The 21,550-nt window shown below is 44.1% G+C and carries 16 protein-coding genes; 6 read left to right on the top strand and 10 right to left on the bottom strand.

The features are described from left to right. Nucleotides 1-73 precede the first annotated feature (73 nt). The gene (locus QUB24_RS18735) at nt 74-820 is read right to left on the bottom strand and encodes a hypothetical protein (RefSeq protein WP_333154676.1); all 747 of its coding nucleotides are present in this window, start codon (nt 818-820) and stop codon (nt 74-76) included. A 205-nt stretch (nt 821-1,025) separates the two neighbouring features. Between QUB24_RS18735 and QUB24_RS18730 the strand changes: the two genes are divergently transcribed. Together QUB24_RS18730 and QUB24_RS18725 are read left to right on the top strand one after the other, a co-directional pair. After that, complete coding sequence (locus tag QUB24_RS18730) at nt 1,026-1,628, top strand: hypothetical protein (RefSeq protein WP_333154675.1); 603 nt, start codon at nt 1,026-1,028, stop codon at nt 1,626-1,628. After that, a complete protein-coding gene (locus QUB24_RS18725; RefSeq protein WP_333154674.1) occupies nt 1,558-2,307 on the top strand; it encodes a transposase in 750 nt (249 codons plus the stop codon). Before QUB24_RS18730 ends, QUB24_RS18725 begins: the two co-directional genes overlap by 71 nt. Here QUB24_RS18725 and QUB24_RS18720 read toward each other — a convergent pair. From QUB24_RS18720 to QUB24_RS18710, 3 genes are all read right to left on the bottom strand, one after another. Continuing rightward, nucleotides 2,304-2,717 (bottom strand): hypothetical protein, encoded by a 414-nt coding sequence (locus QUB24_RS18720; RefSeq protein ID WP_333154673.1) that lies wholly within the window; start codon nt 2,715-2,717, stop codon nt 2,304-2,306. The genes QUB24_RS18725 and QUB24_RS18720 overlap by 4 nt on opposite strands. 189 nt (nt 2,718-2,906) lie before the next feature. Next, nucleotides 2,907-3,092 (bottom strand): hypothetical protein, encoded by a 186-nt coding sequence (locus QUB24_RS18715; protein ID WP_333154672.1) that lies wholly within the window; start codon nt 3,090-3,092, stop codon nt 2,907-2,909. 154 nt (nt 3,093-3,246) lie between these two features. Beyond that, nucleotides 3,247-3,978, bottom strand: coding sequence for a DUF7873 family protein (locus QUB24_RS18710; RefSeq protein WP_333103760.1), 732 nt, complete (start codon nt 3,976-3,978; stop codon nt 3,247-3,249). A 476-nt stretch (nt 3,979-4,454) separates the two neighbouring features. Between QUB24_RS18710 and QUB24_RS18705 the strand changes: the two genes are divergently transcribed. Continuing rightward, nucleotides 4,455-4,709, top strand: coding sequence for a hypothetical protein (locus QUB24_RS18705; RefSeq protein ID WP_333154671.1), 255 nt, complete (start codon nt 4,455-4,457; stop codon nt 4,707-4,709). Nucleotides 4,710-4,712: 3 nt separating this feature from the next. Here the strand turns inward: QUB24_RS18705 and QUB24_RS18700 are convergent, their stop codons facing one another. Next, on the bottom strand, nt 4,713-5,606 hold the full coding sequence (locus QUB24_RS18700; protein ID WP_333154670.1) for an EI24 domain-containing protein: 894 nt from the start codon (nt 5,604-5,606) through the stop codon (nt 4,713-4,715). A gap of 90 nt (nt 5,607-5,696) precedes the next feature. On the opposite strand from QUB24_RS18700, the gene QUB24_RS18695 reads away from it, so the two are divergent. Then, a complete protein-coding gene (locus QUB24_RS18695; protein WP_333154678.1) occupies nt 5,697-6,488 on the top strand; it encodes a 2-phosphosulfolactate phosphatase family protein in 792 nt (263 codons plus the stop codon). Between the two features lie 351 nt (nt 6,489-6,839). Here QUB24_RS18695 and QUB24_RS18690 read toward each other — a convergent pair whose 3' ends face one another. Both QUB24_RS18690 and QUB24_RS18685 read right to left on the bottom strand, forming a co-directional pair. Next, nucleotides 6,840-8,225: a lipid-A-disaccharide synthase-related protein gene (locus tag QUB24_RS18690; protein WP_333154669.1), complete on the bottom strand. Its 1,386-nt coding sequence runs from the start codon at nt 8,223-8,225 to the stop codon at nt 6,840-6,842. Continuing rightward, nucleotides 8,203-8,388, bottom strand: coding sequence for a hypothetical protein (locus QUB24_RS18685; protein ID WP_333154668.1), 186 nt, complete (start codon nt 8,386-8,388; stop codon nt 8,203-8,205). Before QUB24_RS18685 ends, QUB24_RS18690 begins: the two co-directional genes overlap by 23 nt. A gap of 136 nt (nt 8,389-8,524) precedes the next feature. Here QUB24_RS18685 and QUB24_RS18680 point away from each other — a divergent pair, with 136 nt between their 5' ends. Next, nucleotides 8,525-9,088: a Uma2 family endonuclease gene (locus tag QUB24_RS18680; RefSeq protein ID WP_333154667.1), complete on the top strand. Its 564-nt coding sequence runs from the start codon at nt 8,525-8,527 to the stop codon at nt 9,086-9,088. A 234-nt stretch (nt 9,089-9,322) separates the two neighbouring features. Here QUB24_RS18680 and QUB24_RS18675 read toward each other — a convergent pair whose 3' ends face one another. The 3 genes from QUB24_RS18675 to QUB24_RS18665 all read right to left on the bottom strand — a co-directional run bounded on the left by QUB24_RS18675 (nt 9,323) and on the right by QUB24_RS18665 (nt 18,724). Next, nucleotides 9,323-14,518: a PAS domain S-box protein gene (locus QUB24_RS18675; RefSeq protein ID WP_333154666.1), complete on the bottom strand. Its 5,196-nt coding sequence runs from the start codon at nt 14,516-14,518 to the stop codon at nt 9,323-9,325. A 411-nt stretch (nt 14,519-14,929) separates the two neighbouring features. After that, complete coding sequence (locus QUB24_RS18670; protein ID WP_333154665.1) at nt 14,930-16,222, bottom strand: ATP-binding protein; 1,293 nt, start codon at nt 16,220-16,222, stop codon at nt 14,930-14,932. Nucleotides 16,223-16,405: 183 nt separating this feature from the next. Next, nucleotides 16,406-18,724 carry a tetratricopeptide repeat protein gene (locus tag QUB24_RS18665; RefSeq protein WP_333154664.1) on the bottom strand — a complete coding sequence of 773 codons (2,319 nt, stop codon included), beginning with the start codon at nt 18,722-18,724 and terminating at the stop codon, nt 16,406-16,408. Nucleotides 18,725-18,882: 158 nt separating this feature from the next. Here QUB24_RS18665 and QUB24_RS18660 point away from each other — a divergent pair, with 158 nt between their 5' ends. Beyond that, complete coding sequence (locus tag QUB24_RS18660; protein ID WP_333154663.1) at nt 18,883-21,408, top strand: glycosyltransferase; 2,526 nt, start codon at nt 18,883-18,885, stop codon at nt 21,406-21,408. Nucleotides 21,409-21,550: the final 142 nt, after the last annotated feature.

Raw genomic sequence — 21,550 nt, 5'->3', positions numbered from 1 at the left:
TCCGCTGAAAGTAAAAGTGAAGGGGGAGGGACTTGAAGCCTCCCATGCCTATAAATGACTATACTTTTACCAGCTATGAACACTCTACCCCATTTCGCTTACAGTCATAGCTCAGCCAGAGTTTAGCAATTGCATTACTATCCCAGTGCTTGCCGTTTAGTTTGGTAAACACTAAATCAGTTGGTTTTGCGTTATCAGGCTTGATACGTAGCAGTAAATCATTGAGTTTGGGGTAGATTTTGAACAGTCTAGCTTCTCCTGTTTTTGTAACTTGAGTGTTTTTAAGCATCCCGTTGTAGGACTTGCTAAACCGGATATAATCCTTATCCCGTCCCAAAAAAACATCTTTCCATTCAAGTGCGAACGCTTCTCCATTTCGACAACCTGTTAAGAAACGGAATTCAATCAAGGGAGCCAACCTTCGAGGTGAAGGATTTTTGTGCTCATAAAATGCCTTGATAATGATGTCGCGTTCTTCCTTAGTAAAAGCACGGCGGTCGCGTTCTTCTGGGTCGGTTTCAGTATCAGACTTGTCCCACCATCGTAAATCAACCGTACCATCGGCGCTGACTTGCGATTTGTATTTGTCAGTTTTATTTTTTATAATGCTAGCTGGCATTATAAAAGGATTGATAGTTAGTTTGGTTTTGCCCTGAGACTGTAGTCTAACGAAAGCTTCCGAAAGTGCAACTAGGGTTCTACGCTTGCTATCTTCTTCAAACGGACTTGACAACAAAATATCAACTATACCTGTGGAAATTGGTAAATCCCAAATAGAACAAGGGAACGAAATCATCGTTTGTCTTTGTTTGTTCCACACAAGACCTTTGATAATATTTGTAAGTTTTTTACAACAATACTCCGGACATTTTTAAAAGAGGGATGCGATGGCTTCGGCAAGCAACGCTTACGCAATAAATCACAGAAGCGAAAAAAGTGAGTGCAATCTGAACCCAAAATGAACAGAAAAAAAGGCGCTCTTTTAGGTTAAGCTATAAAAACACACAAGCTCTTCAGATTGCCTTATGAAGATTATTGAATCCATCTTACAACAAATGCCAGGAATTAGTCAACCCCAAAAGAAATTTTTAATCACTTTATTCTCAACTATTTTGCTTGTTTATGGCAAGGTCAACTTCACCAATCTCAGTCGTTATAGTTGTTTGAGCGAAAAAACCTACCGTCGTCACTTTCTCAAAAGCTTTAATTTTCCACAATTTAATCAATATTTCCTCGAATCTGCCTTAAATCCTGAACACACAGTCATTGCCGTTATCGATTGTTCTTTTTTAAGAAAAAGTGGCAAAAAAACTGACGGTAAGGGTTATTTTTATAATGGTGTAGCGGGGAAATCGGAACAGGGGTTGGAAATTTCTGTAATTTCTATTGTCGAAATTGAGAGTCGTTTATCTTATAGCTTAAGCGTACAACAAACTCCATCACGCTCTCAAATAAAGAAGGTGAAAAAACTGCCACAAAAACCGAAGAATAGCTGGTCAAAAAAATCTCGCAAAAAACAGGAGTCTCAAAGCTCAACGCCTGACATCACAAGAGTTGATGACGGGAGTAGAACATCTAAAGAATACTCGTTATTTCTTCCCAAATTCTGTACGTTATTTGGTCGCTGATGGCTATTACTACCGCTCTAAATTCTGGGATGCTGTGCGGGAGTTAAATTTAGACTTTATTGGCAAGTTAAGAGTTGATGCTAACCTACGCTATCTTTATACTGGTGAACAAAAGAAACTGGGAACTCCACGTAAATATGATGGTAAGGTTGACTGCCATGATTTGAGTCGTCTTAATTTTGTTAAAGAAATAAAACCGGGAGTTTCATTATATACATTGGTGGTGTGGAGTTGTTGTTTAAATTGCCAAATTAGGTTGGCTTGTATCTCTGAGGTTCAAGCCAACGGAGAAATTAAAAATGCTTTATTATTTAGCACTGATATTCACTTACCGCCTGAGCAAATTGTTGAATATTATCAGGCTCGTTTCCAGATTGAATTTATTTTTCGTGATGCCAAGCAATTTACGGGATTGTCGGATTGTCAAGCTCGTCATTTACCACGGCTTGATTTTCACTTTAATGCCAGTCTAATTGCCTTAAATTTAGCCAAACATGAACTTTCTAGTTGTCATTCATCTGCCAAATCTTTTGTGTTTTCTATGGCCTCTTATAAACGTCTGGAATTCAATAAGCATCTACTTTGTACCTTTATTGATAAGTTAGATTTAGACCCGGATTTGATTTTAAACCATCCTAATCTTCCTTCAGTCTTGTCTTATGGTACTTTGGCTGCTTAAAAAATGTCCGGAGTATTGTTACAAAAATGATTAAACGTAGTCGGCTGTAACTGCGGTTCCTTCCAAACCAAGTAGTCCTCCCACATTGCCCCTACCGTCATTTCAGGTTCCGGTTCAGGGATAGGTGCAGCTAGCTTCAGTTCAGCAGCGTACTTGGTCTTTAAGCCGTACTTGGCAAAGGTAGGGTCAAACAACTGTTCCCAGTCTGGGTGCTGCAAGTCACCTTCGATCCGCCATGCGATAGCTATCGCCTTTTGCCAGTTTTCAGGGGTGTCTTTCATCCCTAAGCCCTGAAACTTCCGCTTGCCCCCAAAAATGGGATTGTACTTGGTACTGAATTGTAACCGGAGTGAACCGTTATCAGACTGAACTTTGATGGTCTCAGGGATGGCTTGTGATTTAGCGTACATATTGACTTTTCAAGATTCTGTAAGGGTTTGAGCTTCTATCAACTTTCTCGCAATCACTCGTAAATCGAGCTGTGTGCATAGTGTGAATAAAGCTGTAGAAACAATATAGCAGGGTTACGCATAAAACCCAGTAGTTCTGACCTTACTACTGGGTTTATATTTACCGCCCATTTGGGCACGCTATCACATTTAAGTCAAGGATTTAAGATTAATAGCATCGCGCTCTACCGATTGAGCTACCCCCCTGCGTTTGGTAGAGGGGGCTGGATATGAGCCAGCAACCTCGATGATGTTATTTTTTCCTGACATTCGTTTTAGCGATCGGCGGTGAATGCTGAGTTTAGAGTAATAACTTGCTGTTGAATTTGTACGCAATGCTGCCTCTGCCAATTGGGCTACCCCCCTATTTTGGGTAGAAGGGACAGGAGTCGAACCTGCACTCTCACATTTGTACGGTTTAAGTTGAAGTTTTAGATTGAGCTTGTACTCTGTTTATATCTTAAACTATAACTATCAAAAAAGCAAGCATTTAGCGGAAAATAAACTGAAAAATTCGCTCTCCCACTCTCTGTTCCTCAACTTCAGAATTGTTAGCTTCTTCGCGGGCGAACATAACAGCTTGCTGCAAGATTTCCACCCTTTGCAGCAACTCATTGATCCGCCGTGCTGGCAAAGCTCCAGAAAACTTGACAGTCCGCCAGTAGCCGATCGTAATATCTTCGTAATAGACATCTACTTGAGCCGGATGGTGTTCGGTAGCTTCAGCTTTAACGTGATTGCGCGGAGTTTTAAAAGTCTTGAGAGTTTGCACCGGTTCTGTTGCCCAGCAGTCGGCCGAAGCATCGAAGTTCCAAGTCTCGGAAGCATCTAAGACGGGAAGTTTTTTGATGAATGCTTGCAAATCTGCTAACTGCTTTTCAATGAATAGCAAATAGCTGACGGGAACTTGGCTCAAAAGCACATTTCCGTCTACAGTTACGTCCGCGCGGGCGCTACAATTTGTCCAATCTTTGGTTGCTGTTACGTCGAAGAGTTTGGTCAAAACTTCAGTTGTTTTGCGGATAATCTCTTCTGCTTTGACTTCAACTTTTTTGGACTCTGGCGGCAGTTGTTCGCCTTCTTCGTCTTTGGGGCGGTATGTACGGGAGATTCCAGAAAGCACAGCGGGCTTCTGGAGTGCTTTTTGAGCTTCTGCGAGTTCTTGGACGGATCGGCTTTTGATGCCTTTTTCGATCGCAATAATCTGATTTAAGCGTGGCATTGTTCGATTTTATTGACGCTGAACTCATATCAAGCCTGGTTAATACTGATAATCGAATTGTTTGTCCTGTGGCTTTTAGGGCTTTGATAACTCTCCCTCCTCAGTACAAACCTCGCGATCGTTCTTGAACCAAACTTGCTCACTGTGTAGTATTACATACTTCAATATAAAATACAAGCTTTTTTTTGTAGGCGCGATGCCAAGAGAGCCCGCCGCTACCCATGTTCAGCAATTTATCCCTCCAAAACTCAGCAAAATCTCTAGCGTAGCTGCCAAAGTGTAGCAAATATCACTCTTTGTGAGCGCTCGGACTACCTCTTAAGATAGATGCGGAAATCCCTCCCAGGGCGCGTTGTCATATCCGAAAACATTTCTTAACATATAGATAACAAAGGGAATCCGAGGAGACACCAAAAATCCTTAAGCCCTTGGGGTGCCCCCGTTAATCAGATTCTTCGCAAACAAGGGCTAAATCAATGAAGAAGCAGCAAAACTCCGAAGTTTCAGCATTTTTGCCCATGCTCCAAAAAGGCATTTGGCTGTTTGGGATTCTCTCTTGGATATTCGGGCTGACAGATAGAACTATTGCACTATTATCTGACGGATATTTGTCGGCGGTTGATATTGTCCAGCTATTTACAGCATCCTTTTTCTTCATTAGCTGGCTGTTTTTAAGCCCGTTTCTGGATCTTAACTCCCAGAGGCAGCCGAAGGAAGAAGCATCTTCCTAGTTTTTAATTGGTAATGTTAGTTTCTTGATCGCTATGAGTTTCTTCTGGGGCAAAGCGGGCCGGCCAAATGCGATCGCAAAAAAACAAAGTTCCCGCCGTCACGCACAGCGGAATCGCCAACAGATTCAACAGCGGAATGCTCACCAAACCCAAACAAACCAAACCAAAACTCCCGCTGGCCGGCAAACTCGCCCAAATTATCTCCAACTTCTCCTGAAAAGGTCGCCTCCGCCTCTCCAAAGGTGCATCTAAAAAGTCCAAACAGACAATAGTCGCGCCCAAAGCTACGCCACCCAAGCTGCTAAGAATAGAGCCGACACCAGGGATAAAATTTAGCAGCAGCAGGGGTATACCGACGCTCAACAAAATTTGTAGTTTTCGCAGTTCAAAGGCGATCGCCCTTTGAATATCCCCAAAACTACTCGCCAAATTCATTGGTGCTTCTGCGGGCAATTGACCGTTCCGCAGCAGTTCCAATTGTTCGGAAAGTTTGCCGTACCACGGCGAACCTAAAATCACGCCAAACTGCACTAACAAAAATCCAATTATCAGCAAAAGTCCTGACACTAGGAGTACGCGCAGCAGCCAGCCGAAAGCGACGGTTAACGCGCCGAGAAAACTCAGCCAAGCTGGCCAACTCGCAATTAGAGCATTAAATCGGACGGACAAATCGGCAACTAAAACGTCTATCCCTGCCAAACTGGGAAATAGCAAGCTTAAATAAAGACCAATACCAATTATAAAATTTAGCACCACGGGAACTAATACATAAGTCCACAGCTTGGGAGTTTGCAAAATCAGCGTGAAAGCTCGCAAAGGATAGGTGAAACCTGCCAGGAGTCCAAGTGGTGCGGTAATGGCGGCGTGGGCGGGGTTTGAATTTAGCTGTTTTGACATATTTTCTGCTTTTGAAGACTCGACTCTATTTTCTATTATCCATTTTCCATTATTATGACTGATGAGGATTTATTGCAGGTAGCCCCAAAAGTGAAGCTTTTTATTTACCATACCCCGGAACTTACGCCAGCCGACAAAATGCCGGCTTGCGCGATCGCAGTTGATGTGCTGCGGGCGACTACGACAATGGCAACGGCCCTGAATAATGGGGCGGAAGCTGTCCAAGTTTTCAGCGACTTAGATAAGCTGATGGCCGAGAGCGAAAAATGGCCTGCTGATAAGCGGATTCGCGCTGGAGAGCGCGGCGGCGGCAAAGTTGACGGATTTGACATGGGGAATTCTCCACTGGACTGCACGCCAGAAAAGGTGACTGGGAAGCGAATTTTTATCAGCACAACTAACGGTACTCGGGCTCTGGAACGAGTGCAAGCTGCTGCAACTGTGTTAACGGCGGCTTTGATTAACCGCAAATCTGTGGTGCAGTTTTTGTTAAATAAACAGCCAGAAACTATTTGGATTGTGGGTTCGGGTTGGGAAGGGAGTTATTCGTTGGAAGATACGGTTTGTGCTGGTGCGATCGCCCAAAGTCTCCTGGCAGAAAGCGGTATTCCTGCGAGCGATTTTGCTGGTAACGATGAAGTATTTGGGGCTATTGCTCTTTATTTGCAGTGGCAAGATAGGTTGCACGAATTGTTGGAAAGGGCCAGCCACGGTCAGCGCCTCCTCGGTTTAGGTGTTATTGAAGATTTAAAATATTGCGCGCAAACGGATACTTTAGATGTGCTGCCGATGCAGCGAGAACCGGGAGTTTTGGTTAAGTCGGATTTTAAAATTCCTCAAGCTAATTTCTGGGATCAATCTTCGGAAAAAACGGCGAATTAAACTTTTCAGCCAGTGGTGTATTAGTAAGGTGCGCGGCCCAGCACACCCTACTCGAACAACGACAATAAAATTGGTTTGCAGCATCGGAATGCAAGTCCTCATAAAAATCAGAGGACTTGCATTCCTCACTACATACAACGGAAGTTAGTAGTTATATCATGTCCGGTCGATTACCCGGATTCCTGTAGGGGCGGGTTCACCAATAATATTTGCCCCTAACGGACAATCTTACAAACGGGCCCCGGCAATTGTATTATGGGCGATCGATCGGACATGATATTAGCGAACAAGATTTTTTTTAAAGAAAGTAGAATTAAATATAGTCGGTAGGGACAAAACAATGTTTTGTCCCTAGTCTATTGCAGGCAATTGAGAATTGCTGCATTCACCGCCGAACCGCTGAATTAAACACTCGGCAATTCTGGCAGCAGCACCGGGTTCTCCCATGCGGCGCCAGCCATTTTCAGCGATTAGCTGCAACCTGTCGGGGTCACGGAGCAAAGACTGCACGGCGCCGGCAACTTCGGCGGGATGTTTGACTAAAATTAATGACGGGCCTAACAGGCGACTTTGAGCTTCTGCAAAGGCGGGAGTAAATTGCGGGCCGTTTCCGGGAATGGCGATCGCGGGTTTTCCTAAACCTACAAATTGTTCTGTAGCTGTTCCGGCCATTGCTATTGCTAAATCGGCTTCGTACAAACAATCGTTAAAACTTTGCTGAGTCAAAATCATCGTGGCGTTTCTCTGCACAAATGTCAGGGGCAATAGTAAATTAGGAGATTCTTGCTGAATTTCTTGAGCGCTAGAAACAGGAGGCCGCAAAATACTTCCTTCTCGCCGCTGCGTTCTAGCTTCCCCGTCTTGTCGCCAGCCGAAAAATTCTAAACTAGGTCGCAAAGCTTCTAAGTTTAACTGGGGAGAAATGGCTCCGAAAAATAACAATTTGCGATCGGCAAACAGTGACAAAATTCCGGCTACAGCCTCTACTATTAGCAGCCAATTAGCATAGGCTTCCGGCGCTCTAGAACCGGGGAGTAAGGTGATGATGAGCGATCGCTCCATTTCCCGAAACTCTGCGTCAGGGCCGTAAAAACCGGCGGGGTTTTCCGGTTCGAGTCCGTCCATCATCGGGTTTCCGAGATCGTAAGCGGGAATGCCCAGCTTTTGTAAAGTCTCGGCGGTGAGCGCGTCCCTGGCAAAAACGGCCCGACAGCGCGATCGAGTCATCAACCAGCGCTCCCAAGGGAAATAAACCGATCGCGACCAACCCCACCAACCAAAGGCCCTGGATTTGCGAGCCAGAGGCCCGTCCTCGTCGCGCAAATAATACTCGGACTTGGCAGTACCGACAAAGGCATAGGGCGCGCCGCTGAGCCAAGCAAACAGCAGCGGTACAATATCCCCGCAGGCTAAAATAACGCCGTCTTGATTCCCAGACTGTTGTTGAGTCCGCACCCAAGCGCGGATGGCTTTAAACTGAGCGATGGTCAACTGAAGCAGGCCGCCTTTGACATCGCGCAAAAATTCCCTTCTGTCCATGTAAATAAAGCCGCCCGAAGGCATTCGCTGCACCGGGCCGATGATGCGGGCGTTTTCTAGTTGAGCGAAAGCTTGCCCTTCACCCACTAGCGGAAAAACGGCTAATTCTGGCGGATGCGGGTGCTGTTGCAGTTCCTGCAAGATGCGAAGGGCGATCGCGTCTTCTCCGTGGCCGTTACTGAGGCAAAGTAATTTCAATCCCAACTCTCTCAAAAACTGTCTCTGAATATATAGAAGCAAGATTAGCCGCAGGATGCAAGGTGGTATAGCCGGATGTTGAAGTAATATCAATTCCGGTTGCACCGTCCGTGATTGTTGACTGTTGACTGTTGACTGTAGAAGGAGGGGTGGAAAAACTCAAGGGTTGAGTGTTAACTGTTGACTGGATTTTATTATTCCGATGCAACCGGAAACGATATAAGTGGATCGCCGATCGCACGAGTCCGGGACTTTTGGGTAAAATAGCAGATGAAACTCTTTTTTATAGGTAAAATCGGATGGTACAAACCCTGCCAAAATCTTTGACTCTCCAAGAGTTTCTGAAGTTGCCAGAAACCAAACCAGCCAGCGAGTACATTGACGGTGCAATCATTCAAAAACCCATGCCTCAAGGAGAACATAGTGTCATTCAAGGCGAGTTGACAAGTGCTGCTAATGCTACTCTCAAACCTCAAAAGGTGGCGCGAGCATTTCCAGAACTACGGTGCATTTTTGGCGGTCGAGCGATCGTTCCAGACGTGACTGTATTCACTTGGGAGCGCATTCCCCGTAAAGAAAATGGTGGTGTGGCAAATGTGTTTGCGATCGCCCCGGATTGGACAATTGAAATCCTCTCCCCCGACCAAAGCCAAACTAAAGTTACTAAAAATATTTTACATTGTCTCAAGCACGGAACTCAAATGGGTTGGTTAATCGATCCAGAGGAGCGATCGGTTTTTGTATATCGGCCGACTCAATCAACTGAGGTGTTTGACGAACCGGAACAGTTATTGCCCATGCCATCTTTTGCCAGGGAATTGCAACTGACAGTAGGAGAATTATTTGGTTGGCTATTAGAGTGATATCATGTCCGGTCGCTCGATCGGACATGATATCACTACTGACCACTGACTACTGACTACTGACCGAAAGCATCCAGGATACCCGCCACGTGATTCATCCGTCCAGAAATAAAAAACCTGTATCCGAGAAACTTGCCGAACGTATTTATCCGTGGAGTCAATACTTCAATTCTTTAATCTAAAATCTAAAATCTAAAATCGATTGACTACTGACTACTGACTACTGACTACTGACTACTGACCATCGATATATTGGTTTAAAGTATTCCGAATTTGTTTGAGCTGAAATCCCTTAGCAAGTTGGCGCAGCTTCAAGACAAACGGCACGAGATTAGGTTCTAAAGTCTCCAGCTTAGCACTCTCCTCAAAAATTTCTTCAATGTCGCCCATAGCTGCGAGTTTCAAAAGTTTTGCTACCGACTCAGAAGCCGCAGGTAACAGAGAAGAATAAGCAGGAAAATCAGAGGCTGGTGACAAACTGGGAGTTTTGCGCTTGTTGTTTTCCGAAGATTCCCCATAAATCCATTCTAGTCCCAAATGCACGCGCAACTGTTCCAAAAAGTGATTTGCTTCGATCGGTTTGGGAAGAAAAGCATCGTACCCTGCGAGGATGCTATCTTGCTGCATAGCCTCGAAAACGCTAGCTGACATAGCGATTAACACAACATCTTTTACTTCCGGCAACTGCCGCAGTTTTCTTGCACTTTCTAAGCCATCCATTACAGGCATCCGCAAGTCCATTAAAATCACATCCGGTTTAAATTCAACAGTTTTGCAGAGGCATTCTTGACCGTTTTGGGCCTCGACAACCTCAAATCCCAAACGCCGCAGCAGCCTGCACAACAAATCGCGATCTAGTTGATTGTCATCGACGATTAGCACTTTCCGCTTGTTGCCGATAAAACCGACAACCCAGCGTTTTTCCTGCAAAGGAGACACCTCCAAGTACCGTTTAGCTGCTGGCAATTCTAAATCTACCCAAAAAGTGCTGCCTTTTCCCAAAGTGCTGTTGACGCGAATTTCGGCACCCATTAGTTTCGCTAATTTCTGGCTAATCGAGAGTCCGAGACCTGTACCTTCAACAAATGTATTGGATCCTACTTGGTGGAAAGGCAAAAATATTTCTTCTAACTTGCTTTGCTCTATTCCCGTGCCGGTATCCTCGACTTGAAAGCGGATTTTTAAAGCGTGTTTGGCTGCGATCGCCTTGTGGGCGAAGCGCATATAATTTTCTTTCAGTTCCGAACTCAAAGTCGAGAACTCATAATGTTCTCCTTGCCCTCGAATCCAGGCCCCTGTGCCGACATAGCCGACTTTGAAAGTCACACTGCCACTGTTAGTAAATTTAACGGCATTGCTGAGTAAATTTATGAGAATTTGGCGCAATCTTTTTGGATCGACACGAACGCAGCTAGGCAGGGGAGAGACTTGTTCGTAATTGAATAAAATTTCTTTTTGAGAGGCCCGCATCTGAAAGAGATCAGCAATGTTTTTCGTAAAATTTAGAAAATTTAACTCTTCCGGGTAGAGTTCCATTTTTCTAGCTTCAATTTTGGAAAGATCTAAAACATCGTTGATTAACATCAGCAGGTGTTGACCGCACTGTTGAATATTGCTGAGACTTTCTTGCTGATCTGAGCTTAAGTCTTTGTCGGTTTTGAGGATTTGAGCGTAACCTAAAACGCCGTTTAAAGGCGTGCGTAGTTCGTGGCTCATGTTGGCAAGAAATTCGCTTTTGGCGCGGTTGGCGCTTTCTGCGGCTAATGCAGCTTGTTGGAGGGCCGATTCTGCAAGTTTGCGATCGACAATTTCCGTTTTTGCTTGTTGAAATAGCGTCGATTGCTGGATCGCGATCGCCAATTGCACACACAATTGCCGGAGGGATTCTATTTCTGAGGAATCCCAGGGACGGGGGCCGCTGCAATCCTGGGCGATCAGCAGTCCCCAGAGCTGATTTTCTGCCGTCGGTTGGGTCTGGGAAATGCTTTCTCGTGCTTTTAAAATCGGTACTATTAAGTTAGCTTTTACTTCAATTTTTTCGAGAAATTTCATGTGGCATTCCGTCAAATTTTCCCGATAAATATCTTCCATAGATCTAATACAGCCTTGCTGATAAACTTCCACAAATTTCTCTTTAAAGCAGCCATCAACATTGTTAAAATTTAGCAGCGAAATTCTATTTTTTGCCACGGATTCGACAACTACAATACCGCTCCAGTCGGGATTAAAGCGGTAAATAACTGTGCGGTCTGTTTGCAAAAATTGCCGCACTTCTTCGACAGCAGTTGTCAGGACTTCTTCTAAATTTAGGGAGGAGCGAATGCGATCGAGCATGGCAACTACTAGCCGTTCTCGCCTTAATTGCTGCTGCAGGATCATCTCCGCTTGTTTGCGTTCGGTGATGTCGGTAATTACTCCCACTAACCCGATTAAATGACCAGTTTCATCTTTAATGCCGTCGGCGCGAAATAAAGTTGTTACCAGTTCGTTGTTTTTAGTGTTGATTTTGAGTTCGCCTTGCCAAGATTTGCCTTGACGGATCGTTTTAAACATTTCTAGCAGCACTTTAGTTTGGGGGTAAAGTGCTGTTAATCCGCCTGCTGTGTTTAGTTCTTCTGCAGTGTAGCCGTACTGTTGAACAAAGGCTTGATTGTGGTAGAGCGATCGCCCTGTCAAGTCAGCAATGCCGATCGCATCGCTGGTGCTTTCCACCGCTTGAGTAACTCGCAGCAAATCTAATTCTGCTTGTTTGCGATCGCTAATATCAGTAATAGTGCCGATATAGCCTTTAATTTCCTGCTTGTCTCCGATTTCTGCAATTGCCTGACCGATCACCCAGATTACCCGACCGTCTGGACGCTGAAAGCGGTATTCTGATTTAAAAGGAATTTTCTCAATAATTGCTCGCTGCCATTCATTTTTTACCCGATCAACATCGTCTGGATGTATGGCATTCATCCAACCAATTTCTGCTGCTAATTCTGCATTTAATCCCGTAATTTCGCTCCACCGTTTATTCACATAAAGGCAATTTCCCAAGGTGTCAGTGTGAAATATGCAAACTGGCGATGCTTCTGCTAAAGTTTGGTAGCGACGCTGGCTCGATCGCAGGGCTGATTCTACCTGTTTTCTATTAGTTATATCGCGGACTATAGAAATAATTTCGCCCCCCGCAAGCATTGTCAGTGACAATTCTTGAGGGAACTTAGTACCGTCACGGCGCTGACCGATTGCTTCTATATTGCAGTACCCTTTTTGCAGAAGCATCGGCATTATTTGTAATTCAAAAAATATATTTTCTGCTTTGCTGTAGAGCATTTTCCATTTCTTCCCATACAGTTCGCTAGGGCTAGCCAAGCCGTACATTTTGAGATAAGCATCGTTGGAATAAATACATTCTTTATTATTATTAAAAATCGCGATTCCGTCATAAGCAGCGGCCATTGCTACTGCTTGGCGCTGGAGTTGAGACTCTGCTTGTTTACGAGACGTAATGTCGTGGCCGACTGAGTAGATTAAACCTTCTTCGCTAAATGGCGATGCCGTCCACAGGAAGCATTTGTAAGAACCGTCTTTGCAGATGTAGCGGTTTTCAAAGGAGATACTGGACGTACCTGCTATTAGTTTTGCTCCTTCGGCTGCGGTAGCTTTTCGATCGTCTGGATGAACAAATTCGATCATTGGCTTGGCAAACAATTCACTAATACTGTAGCCTAAAGCTGTTGACCAAGCTGGGTTTAAACGTTTAAAATAGCCGTCAAAACCTACAATGCAAAGCAAGTCTAAGGAGATGGTAAAAAAGCGATCGCGCTCTGTTTGTGCCTGCTTTAATTCAGTGATATCCATCACTAAACCGTCCCAGAGAATATCGCCTTCGCTGCCAGATTTGCTCTCATTATTGAGCCTTTCTGGTCTCGCAGCTCCTTGCAGCCACTTAACTTTTCCAGATGGTAAAGTCTGCCGCCACTGCTGCTGCCAAGGTTCCAGCGTAGTGGCTGAAATTGCGATCGATGCTTTTAAATCTAAGAGGTCGTCTGGGTGAATTCCCTTGGAAATCAGTTCCGCATTTTGCTCTATTGCTTCTGCCTCTAATTCGTAGAGTTGCCGGCTCCCTGAAGAGATGTAGGGGAAAGATATTTTTCCAGTGGCTGACCTTCGTAATTGATAAATTATTCCCGGCAGGTTAGCTACCAATTTTTGAAAGCGAGCTTCGCTTTGTTCCAGGGCTTTTTGTTGCTGTCTGTATTCGGTAAAATCTCTAATTGTACCCACTATTACTTTACTGCCGTCAGCTATTTTGAAGACGCTTTTTTTGGTAGAAATTATGTGTTTTTTCCCGGCCGAGTCTGTGAATTCTTCTTCGGTTTCCAAGCAGACACCCGTTGTCAATACTTCTTCATCTTTTGTCCAAAAAACAGCAGCTTCTGATGGGGGGAAAAAGTCATAATCTGATTTGCCGATCAGTTCTTGCCGCGATTTCCCGACCAACTGACAAAAAGCATCATTTAATATCATCCAGCGGTGTTGCTCGTCTTTGACAAAAATTGGGTCTGGCGTAGCATTTATGGTGTGGTTTAAAAATTCTTCGGACGCTTTCAGTTTTGCTTCGTAGCGGTAGCGATCGCTCACGTCCAAAACTACTTCGATTATCCGGTCGATAGACCCGTCCAGGCGGCGGATGCAGCGCAGGGAAACTCGCGTGTGAACTATTTCGCCGTTTTTTCTGAGCCACTTTTTGTCTAAGATGTAACCGTCGAGCCTACCTGCTAACATCTGAGAAAATTTTTCACAATTAGCCTCCAAATCCTCTGGATGAGTCAACTCTAGCCAATTCTTTTGCACGAGTTCGTAGCGCTCATAGCCCAGCAAATTGCACAGGGCATCGTTAACTTCTATCCAGTGGCAATTTAGAGGAATTTCGCTATCAATAATTGGAGCGATGATGGCAATGCCGATCAGGGAATTTTCCACCACCGAGCGATATTTTTCTTCACTTTTTCGCAAAGCATCTTGACTGTTCTGGCGTTCTATGGCGTAACGGAGCGATCGAATTAACAGTTCGCTGTCGATTTTTCTTTTTACCAAATAATCCTGTACGCCGACCGAAATCAACCGCAGGGCAAGTTCTTCGTCGTTTTGGGCGGTCAGAACTACGATCGGCACATTTACCCCGTATTCTTGTACCCGAGCCACAGTCTCGATTCCCAGACTATCTGGCAATGAAAGGTCTAATAAAATTATGTCAAAAGTTTCTTGATTCAATCGCTGCTGCGCCTCGCTGAGGCGCTCTACTTTCGTCAGCACTATACGCTGCGCGCCGCCTATTTCTGACAGCAAATCTTCAATCAGCTCAGCTTCATGAGGGTTGTCTTCTACTAACAGAACTTTAAAGCAGATAGGAGGCAAAGCTAAGTTAAAAACTGCTTTCATAATATTTTTTTATCAAGTAAATATTAAACTAACTTGGATTTTACCTTTTATTTTCACTGCAATCATTCAATTGCACGTACACAGAGAGCGATCGTCATATTTGGGAGGGTAAGCAAGCGTTACTAAAATTATGTTTAATAAATAAAATTATATCACGCACCAACTCGACTGTCAACGGAAAATATTTTTTATTCTAACTGGCAATTTATACCACTAATAAAAGCAATGCAACTCTAGCCCATATCCCCACCCTGATACTCACACTCCTTCCCAATTATTCAAGGCTTTCATCTCCCCTATTAAATAGTATTAACTTCTAAATTATATCTCCTCGGTTAGGATTTATAATATAGAAACTAATTAATCTTACCTACGTTATAGCTGATACCTTTTGGCGAAATTATTCTTCAATTAAGCCAGAGTAAAGTAAAAAGTAGAACCTTGCTCCGGTTCCGATTCCACCCAGATACATCCGCCGTGAAGTTCCACAATTTTTTGACAAATTGCTAAACCAATACCTGTCCCAGAATATTCTTTTTGAGTGTGCAAGCGCTGGAAAATTTGAAAAATGCGTTTTTGATGCTGCGGAGCAATCCCAATTCCATTATCTGAGACAGAAATTAACCAGTTTTCCTCCTGCTGGCAAGCGGTAATATGAACCACAGGCGGTGCATCGTGGCGATATTTAATCGCATTGCTGACTAAATTTTGAAATAGCTGTACGAGTTGAGAAATATCCCCCATTACCGCGGGTAATTCGCTGTAGGTGACAACGGCTTTAGTCTCGTGGATCGCCCCTTGCAGGTTCGCGAGTGCTTGCTCTACTGCATGATTGCAATCTGTCAGTTGAAAAGGTTTCCGACTCCGGCCCACGCGCGAATATTCGAGTAAATCGTCAATTAAAGTTTGCATTCTGGTGCAGCCCTGAACGATATTACCGATAAACTTACTACCTTGGCTGTCGAGTTGGTTTTTGTAGCGTTTTTCTAAAAGTTGAGCGTAACTGGCAATGGTTGCTAAAGGCGCTTGCAAGTCGTGAGAAGCCACATAAGCAAATTGTTCTAGTTCTGCATTTGAACGCGCCAATTCTTGGTTAGATTTTAAGAGAGCAGATTCGGCGCGCTGGCGGTGGGATATCTCTTGTTGGAGTACCAAGTTTTGCTCTTGCAGAGCTTTTTCAACAGCGCGACGGGTGCTGATTTCTTGTTGCAAGATTTGGTTTTTTTCCTGAAGAGTTTTTTCGACGGCTAAGCGGCTCGTGATTTCTTCTTGCAGCAGCATATTTTGTTCTTTTAGCTGCTTTTGTAAATTACGCAGGCTGAGGTGACTTTCGATGCGGGCGAGCACTTCTTCAAACTGAAATGGCTTGCTGATATAGTCAACAGCTCCCACAGCAAATGCGTTGACTTTGTCAAATACTTCATCTTTAGCGCTGATAAAAATTACCGGAATTTCGCGAGTTTTTGCTTCTATTTTTAAGTGCTGACAGACTTCGTAGCCGTTCATTTCCGGCATCATTATGTCGAGCAAAATCAAATCTGGTGGATTAGAATTGCAGGCTCTCAAAGCCATTTTTCCGTTAATCACGCAGCGGGGGGTGTATCCCCTCTGAGTCAACATAGTAGACAACAGACGCAGGTTTTCTGCTGTATCGTCTACTACTAAAATGTTTCCTAGTGGCGTCTCTGGTTGCTGATTGTTCATTGATTATTTCCCTGTTCCGGTTTTCTTCACAAAAAATGTTGGCAGCTATTTTATTTATGAATTACGGAAAACACCCGGTTTCTAGTAGGAATATTGGGGAAAGAAAGCGAGGAATCCGCTCATAAACCAGGTGTTTAGCCGTTTCTACACAAGTAAGTTTTGTTATTGTTCGTTTACCAACCGTCAAATCCCCAGCAGCAGAGTCAAAGCATTATTGTTCCAAGTCAATCCTTTGTCTAAAACTTTAAATCCTGCGACTTCGCACATAGCTTCTAAAGCCGAAGCTGTAGGAAGCCACCACCACGGCCCAAAGTCGTTGATGTCAAAAACTACTTTCTGAATTACTCCTAAAATGGGTGCACCGTCGGTGTGTTGCTGCCAGTAAGTTGTTAAGATAGCTCGTTCTGGTTCGCCTAAAGCGGGAATGAAGATTACCCCAGAAGCTGGAATTTCGTAGCGTCCCCGCTCGTTTTCTATAACTTCTTGAGTAATAGCTGAAGTTAAGATTAAATACTCCCCAGTTATTTGACGCAAACTCGTTAAAATTTGCAAAGGGTGAGGGTGATGGTACAAAACTCCTGCACAGTGAACTACATCGTAAGGATCGCCAATGTCTGCAAGCTGAATTTGAGTTATATCTCGATTAATACAATTATAATTAGCAATATTTAAACTTGTCATGCGATCGTGAAAATCTTGCCACCAGTGGATGGATGCGGGCATGGCATCAATCATTGTCAGAGAAACTGCACCGTATTTGCTAGCTACAGATACTTTTTCGCTGACAGTTCCCCACAAGCCACCGACTTCTGCAAAAGTCTTGCCTTTGACTACTCGGGCAATGTAGCGATCGCGAATATCCTTAGCCTCTAACTCTAATAATAGAGTAGATTCCCCTGTTTGACGCTGTTTTTCTAAAATATCCTCTAATTTTTGGGATATTTCGGGATCTTTTGGTCTAATTTCTAATGCCATCAAGTACAACATTATGGCTTCGTTAAGCCGATCGCTCTCAGCAAACTTTTGGGCTATTTCGCAGTAAAATTCAGGAGCGTGCAGGGGCTGCATTTCGTGGTGATAGTAGCTAGTTGCTACATCTGAATCTACCGGAGTTCTTTTGATTAGAGCCTCACCTAACTTTATGTAAATTTTTGGTAGAGACGGCTCGATTTGAAGCGCACAAAGGTAGGCGGCAACAGCATCGTTCCATGCGTGACTTCCACTCAAAGCATCGCCTAAATTGTAATAAGACCAAGAAATACTGGGATTAAGTTCAATAGCACGTTGGTAAGCGGTAGCTGCGGCTTTCCACTGTTGAGTTTTTAACAGCGCTTCTCCTAAATTGTGGTAAGTCCAAGAGAATTCGGGATTGAGTGCGATCGCCCGCCGATAAGCGAGTGTTGCTTCTGCAAACTTTTGAAGTTTAACTAAAGTCAAAGCTAAGTTATAATGAGACCAAAATAACTCTGCATTTAGGGCGATCGCCCGTTCGTATGCAGCCTCAGCTTCTGACCATTTTTCTAGTTTAAAAAGAGCATCTCCTAACTTGTGAAAAGCAGCGAAAAAATTCGGGTCTACTTCAGTAGCGCGCTGGTAAGCTGCGGCGGATTCAGACCATTCTTGTAATCGATCGCAAGCTGCACCGATGCTGTAGTAAGACCAAGAATAATCCGGGTTAATTTCAACAGCCGTGCGGTAGGCGATCGCAGCTTCTTGCCATTTTTCTAAATTGAGCAGCACGCTACCTAAGTTGTAGTAGGACAAAAAAGAATTGGGATTTAAATCAATACTTTTTCGGTAGGCAGCCTCCGCTTCGCGCCAGAGTTCCTTAGCTTGCAAAACATTGCCTAATTTGTAATGAAACTCCGAAATTTCCGGCTGGAGTTGAATAGCTTTGCGGTAGTGAATAATAGCTTCGTCCCACTTTTTTAGCTCGCTAGCAGCTTCTGCTAATTGGCAGTAAGCTTCGCAAAAACTCGGGTTTAAATAAATCGTGCGGTGGTAACAAGTTAGCGCTTTTTCTGGCTTTTTTTGCGCCAACAAAGTATTACCTAAATCGAGATATTCTTCCGCTATCTCTATCGGTTCCACCATGAGTGCTTGATACCAACAGTCTGCTGCTTCCTCAGCTTGACCGACTTGGGTAAATATCCGGCTTAAGTTACGGTAAAATCCTGCAAACTTTGGTTGCAGGGAGATGGCTTTTTGGTAACAGGCGATCGCCTCTTGCCACTGTTCCAAAGTAGCGCAGAGAGTGCCGAGGTTAGCAAAAGCTTCGGCAAAATCCGGTTGGTGAGCGATCGCAACTTTATACCAATACCTTGCGTCTTCTAGTTTACCCTGAGCTTGCAGCGCCTTTCCCAAGGTCTTGCAAGTCTCTGCAGAGTTGGGTTCAGATGCCAAAACTTGTTGGCAAAGTGCGATCGCCCGATCGAAGTTCCCTGTAGCTAAATAAATTTCTGCCTGCTGCTGGAAATTCACTTGCACTGTTTCTGAATTCATTTTTTTTTTCGTTTGAGTAATGATTACCTGTATGATTATATGCTAGAATTTGCCAAACTTCAAATTTCTGTAAGTAGAGCTACCGAGCACAGAATAGTGCGGAATCTCCGCGACATTAATATAAACTAGATAATCATAGGTTAACAGCGAGCTAAATAATGTCAACACCTACTCGAACACCGGTAGTAAGCGTAATTATACCTGTATATAATGGATCTCGCTACATCGTACAAGCGGTGGAGAGCGCCCTATGTCAAACTTTTACTAATTTGGAGATTATAGTTGTAGACGATGGTTCGACAGATCGCACGCAGCAAGTATTGCAGCCTTATTTTGACAGAATTCGCTACATATATCAGGAAAATCAAGGAGTAGCTGCCGCCAGAAATATTGCTTGCCAACTAGCGCAAGGCGAATTTTTGGCATTTCTAGATGCCGATGACTATTTCCTACCATCAAAGCTAGAGAAACAACTAGCTTGCTTTGACGCTAACCCCGCATTAGATATGGTGCAAACAGGTTGGGTGCTCGTCGATGAAACCGGCCGAGAAATTTCTGCTGTCAAGCCTTGGCTGCAAGCGTATAAATTAGATTTAGAAAGCTTTATTCTATATAAATGCGTGCGACCGAGTGCGATGATGCTGCGCCGAAAGTGGTGGGGAAAATTGGGCGGTTTCGATGCTAAGTTTCCACTAGCAGAAGATTTAGACTTTGCCTTGCGTTTAGCTTTAAAAGGGTGTAAATCAGTTTGGTTAGAAGAAACACTTACCTGTTATCGCCAGCACAATTCTAATCTCATGTCAATCGGTTTTCGCGTAATGAAGAATATAGAAATTGTGATGAAAAAATTCTTCGCTCGACCCGATTTGCCCCAGTCAATCCGGCAGTTAAAAAACCCAGAACGCTATCAATGCTTAAAGTGGCTGGCATGGCGGATGTATCGCGACGGTCATTTAGCAGAGATGGCACAGTGTTTAGAAAAGTCATTGCAATATACGCCTTTTTCGCCCACAAAAACAGTCTTGAATTGGCTGGAAAGTTTTCAGATGGCTTCTGAAGAATATGGTGAAAACTTTGACGCTTATTCGCTGAGTAACTTAGCCCAATGGCAAGAGATAATTTTGATGGTGATGACTAATCCCCCCCAATCTCAACAGAGTTCTATTCCCACACCTTCAAAAGCGCAAGCCCACATTCTACTCTACAACACGGACGATCCGGGCGTGGGAGGATTAGCGCAATACAATCATGCCATTCTCTGTCAGTTAGCCCTGTTAGGCTATCGAGTCACCTGCGTGCAAACCAAACATTCTAGCCCCTTGCTTGAGCGAGAACGAGAGTTAGGTATAGAGCACTTGTGGCTGGATTTTATCGGGCATAAAGATTTACAGCGGGTGTTAAGAAATACTCAGGATGCACGAGAGCTTTTTGCTAGCAATCAACCGGATATGATTATTTTTAGCGATGGTTGGCCATTTTCCAATTTTGCAGCTAAACAGGTAGTTATTGAAATGGGCATACCATACATGATGGTGATCGGGTTAGTTATACCAGAACACGCAACTTTTGCCTGCGGGGATGTAGTGCCTTATGTAGAAGGAGTGCTCTACCACTGCCTGCAAGCTAGAGCCTTGATTGTTGGCGCTTACGAACATTTGAATTTATTGTGCCAACATTTCAAGTTGCCAAAAGAGCGAGGACAAGTAATTTACTTGGGGCGTTCTCCTGAATATTTTGCACCTCCTAATGCTGCGGCTCGTCAACGCCTGCGACAAGAAATAGGAATTCCTGAAGATGCGATTGTATGTTTCACATCTGCTCGATTGGCATCGATTAAAGGGCATCGATATCAGATTGAAGCCATCAAGCAGTTGCAGCAGTCTCCTGTGTGGTCTAAACTGTATTTTGTTTGGGCAGGAACGGGTGAGGGAAGCGCTGATAATGTAGAAATAGAATTGAGGGAAACTATTAAAGAGTTAGGCGTGAGCGATCACGTGAAGGCGATCGGACAACGCTGGGATATCCTAAATTGGCTGGATGCTAGTGACATCTTCATTTTGACTTCTGTAGCAGATGCAGCGCCTTCCCTTGCAGTCATGGAAGCGATGGCTAAGGGATTGCCGGTAGTTGCAACGGCTGTGGGCGGCATTCCTGAAGGGCTTGGCGATACTGGGAAATTGTTGCCCGATCCGAATACCGATCCAGAGGGAACCGCGAGGGAATTGGCGAAAACTGTAGAAGCTTGGGCGATGAATCCAGAATTACGGCATCAAATCGGTCAAGCTTGCAAGCAGCGGGCCGAAAAACTGTTTAAAGAGGAACGGATGTTGGCAGAGTCGATGGAGGCGATCGAAAAAGCTTTACTTTGCGATGATAGCCAAACAGATCCATTTGTTACTCAAAAAAAGGTGCAGAGGTCAATGGCGAAAATAGAAAGCCTGGTCAACTACAGCTCTTTAGTATGGAATGCTTGGCAGGCTTACTGTCAAGAAGATCTAAGCGGAATGCAGAAGTCGCTTCAAAAATCTTTGAAGTACACACCTTTTTTGACTACAGAAACGCTGTTAAGCTGGGTAGAATATTTTGGCATTTTTTCCTCAGCTAAAGGGCATAATTTAGATACATATTCTCTAATTAATTTAGCAGAATGGCAACAATTAGTCCAGGAAGTACAGGGTATTTAATCAGTATTTTATGCCCGCTAAAATACTAGATTTACCTTGACAATTCGGATTGCTGTCAGCAGTAGAATAGCATCTTCCTTCTTCCTTCTTTCTTCTGCCTGACCTCTGTTACATCCGTTTCACAATCCGTTGCCGAACCCTT

It is taken from the genome of Microcoleus sp. B9-D4 (genome assembly GCF_036705105.1).
In the GTDB taxonomy this organism is placed as follows: Bacteria; Cyanobacteriota; Cyanobacteriia; order Cyanobacteriales; family Microcoleaceae; genus Microcoleus.
This window is presented reverse-complemented; position numbering and strand designations above follow the sequence as displayed.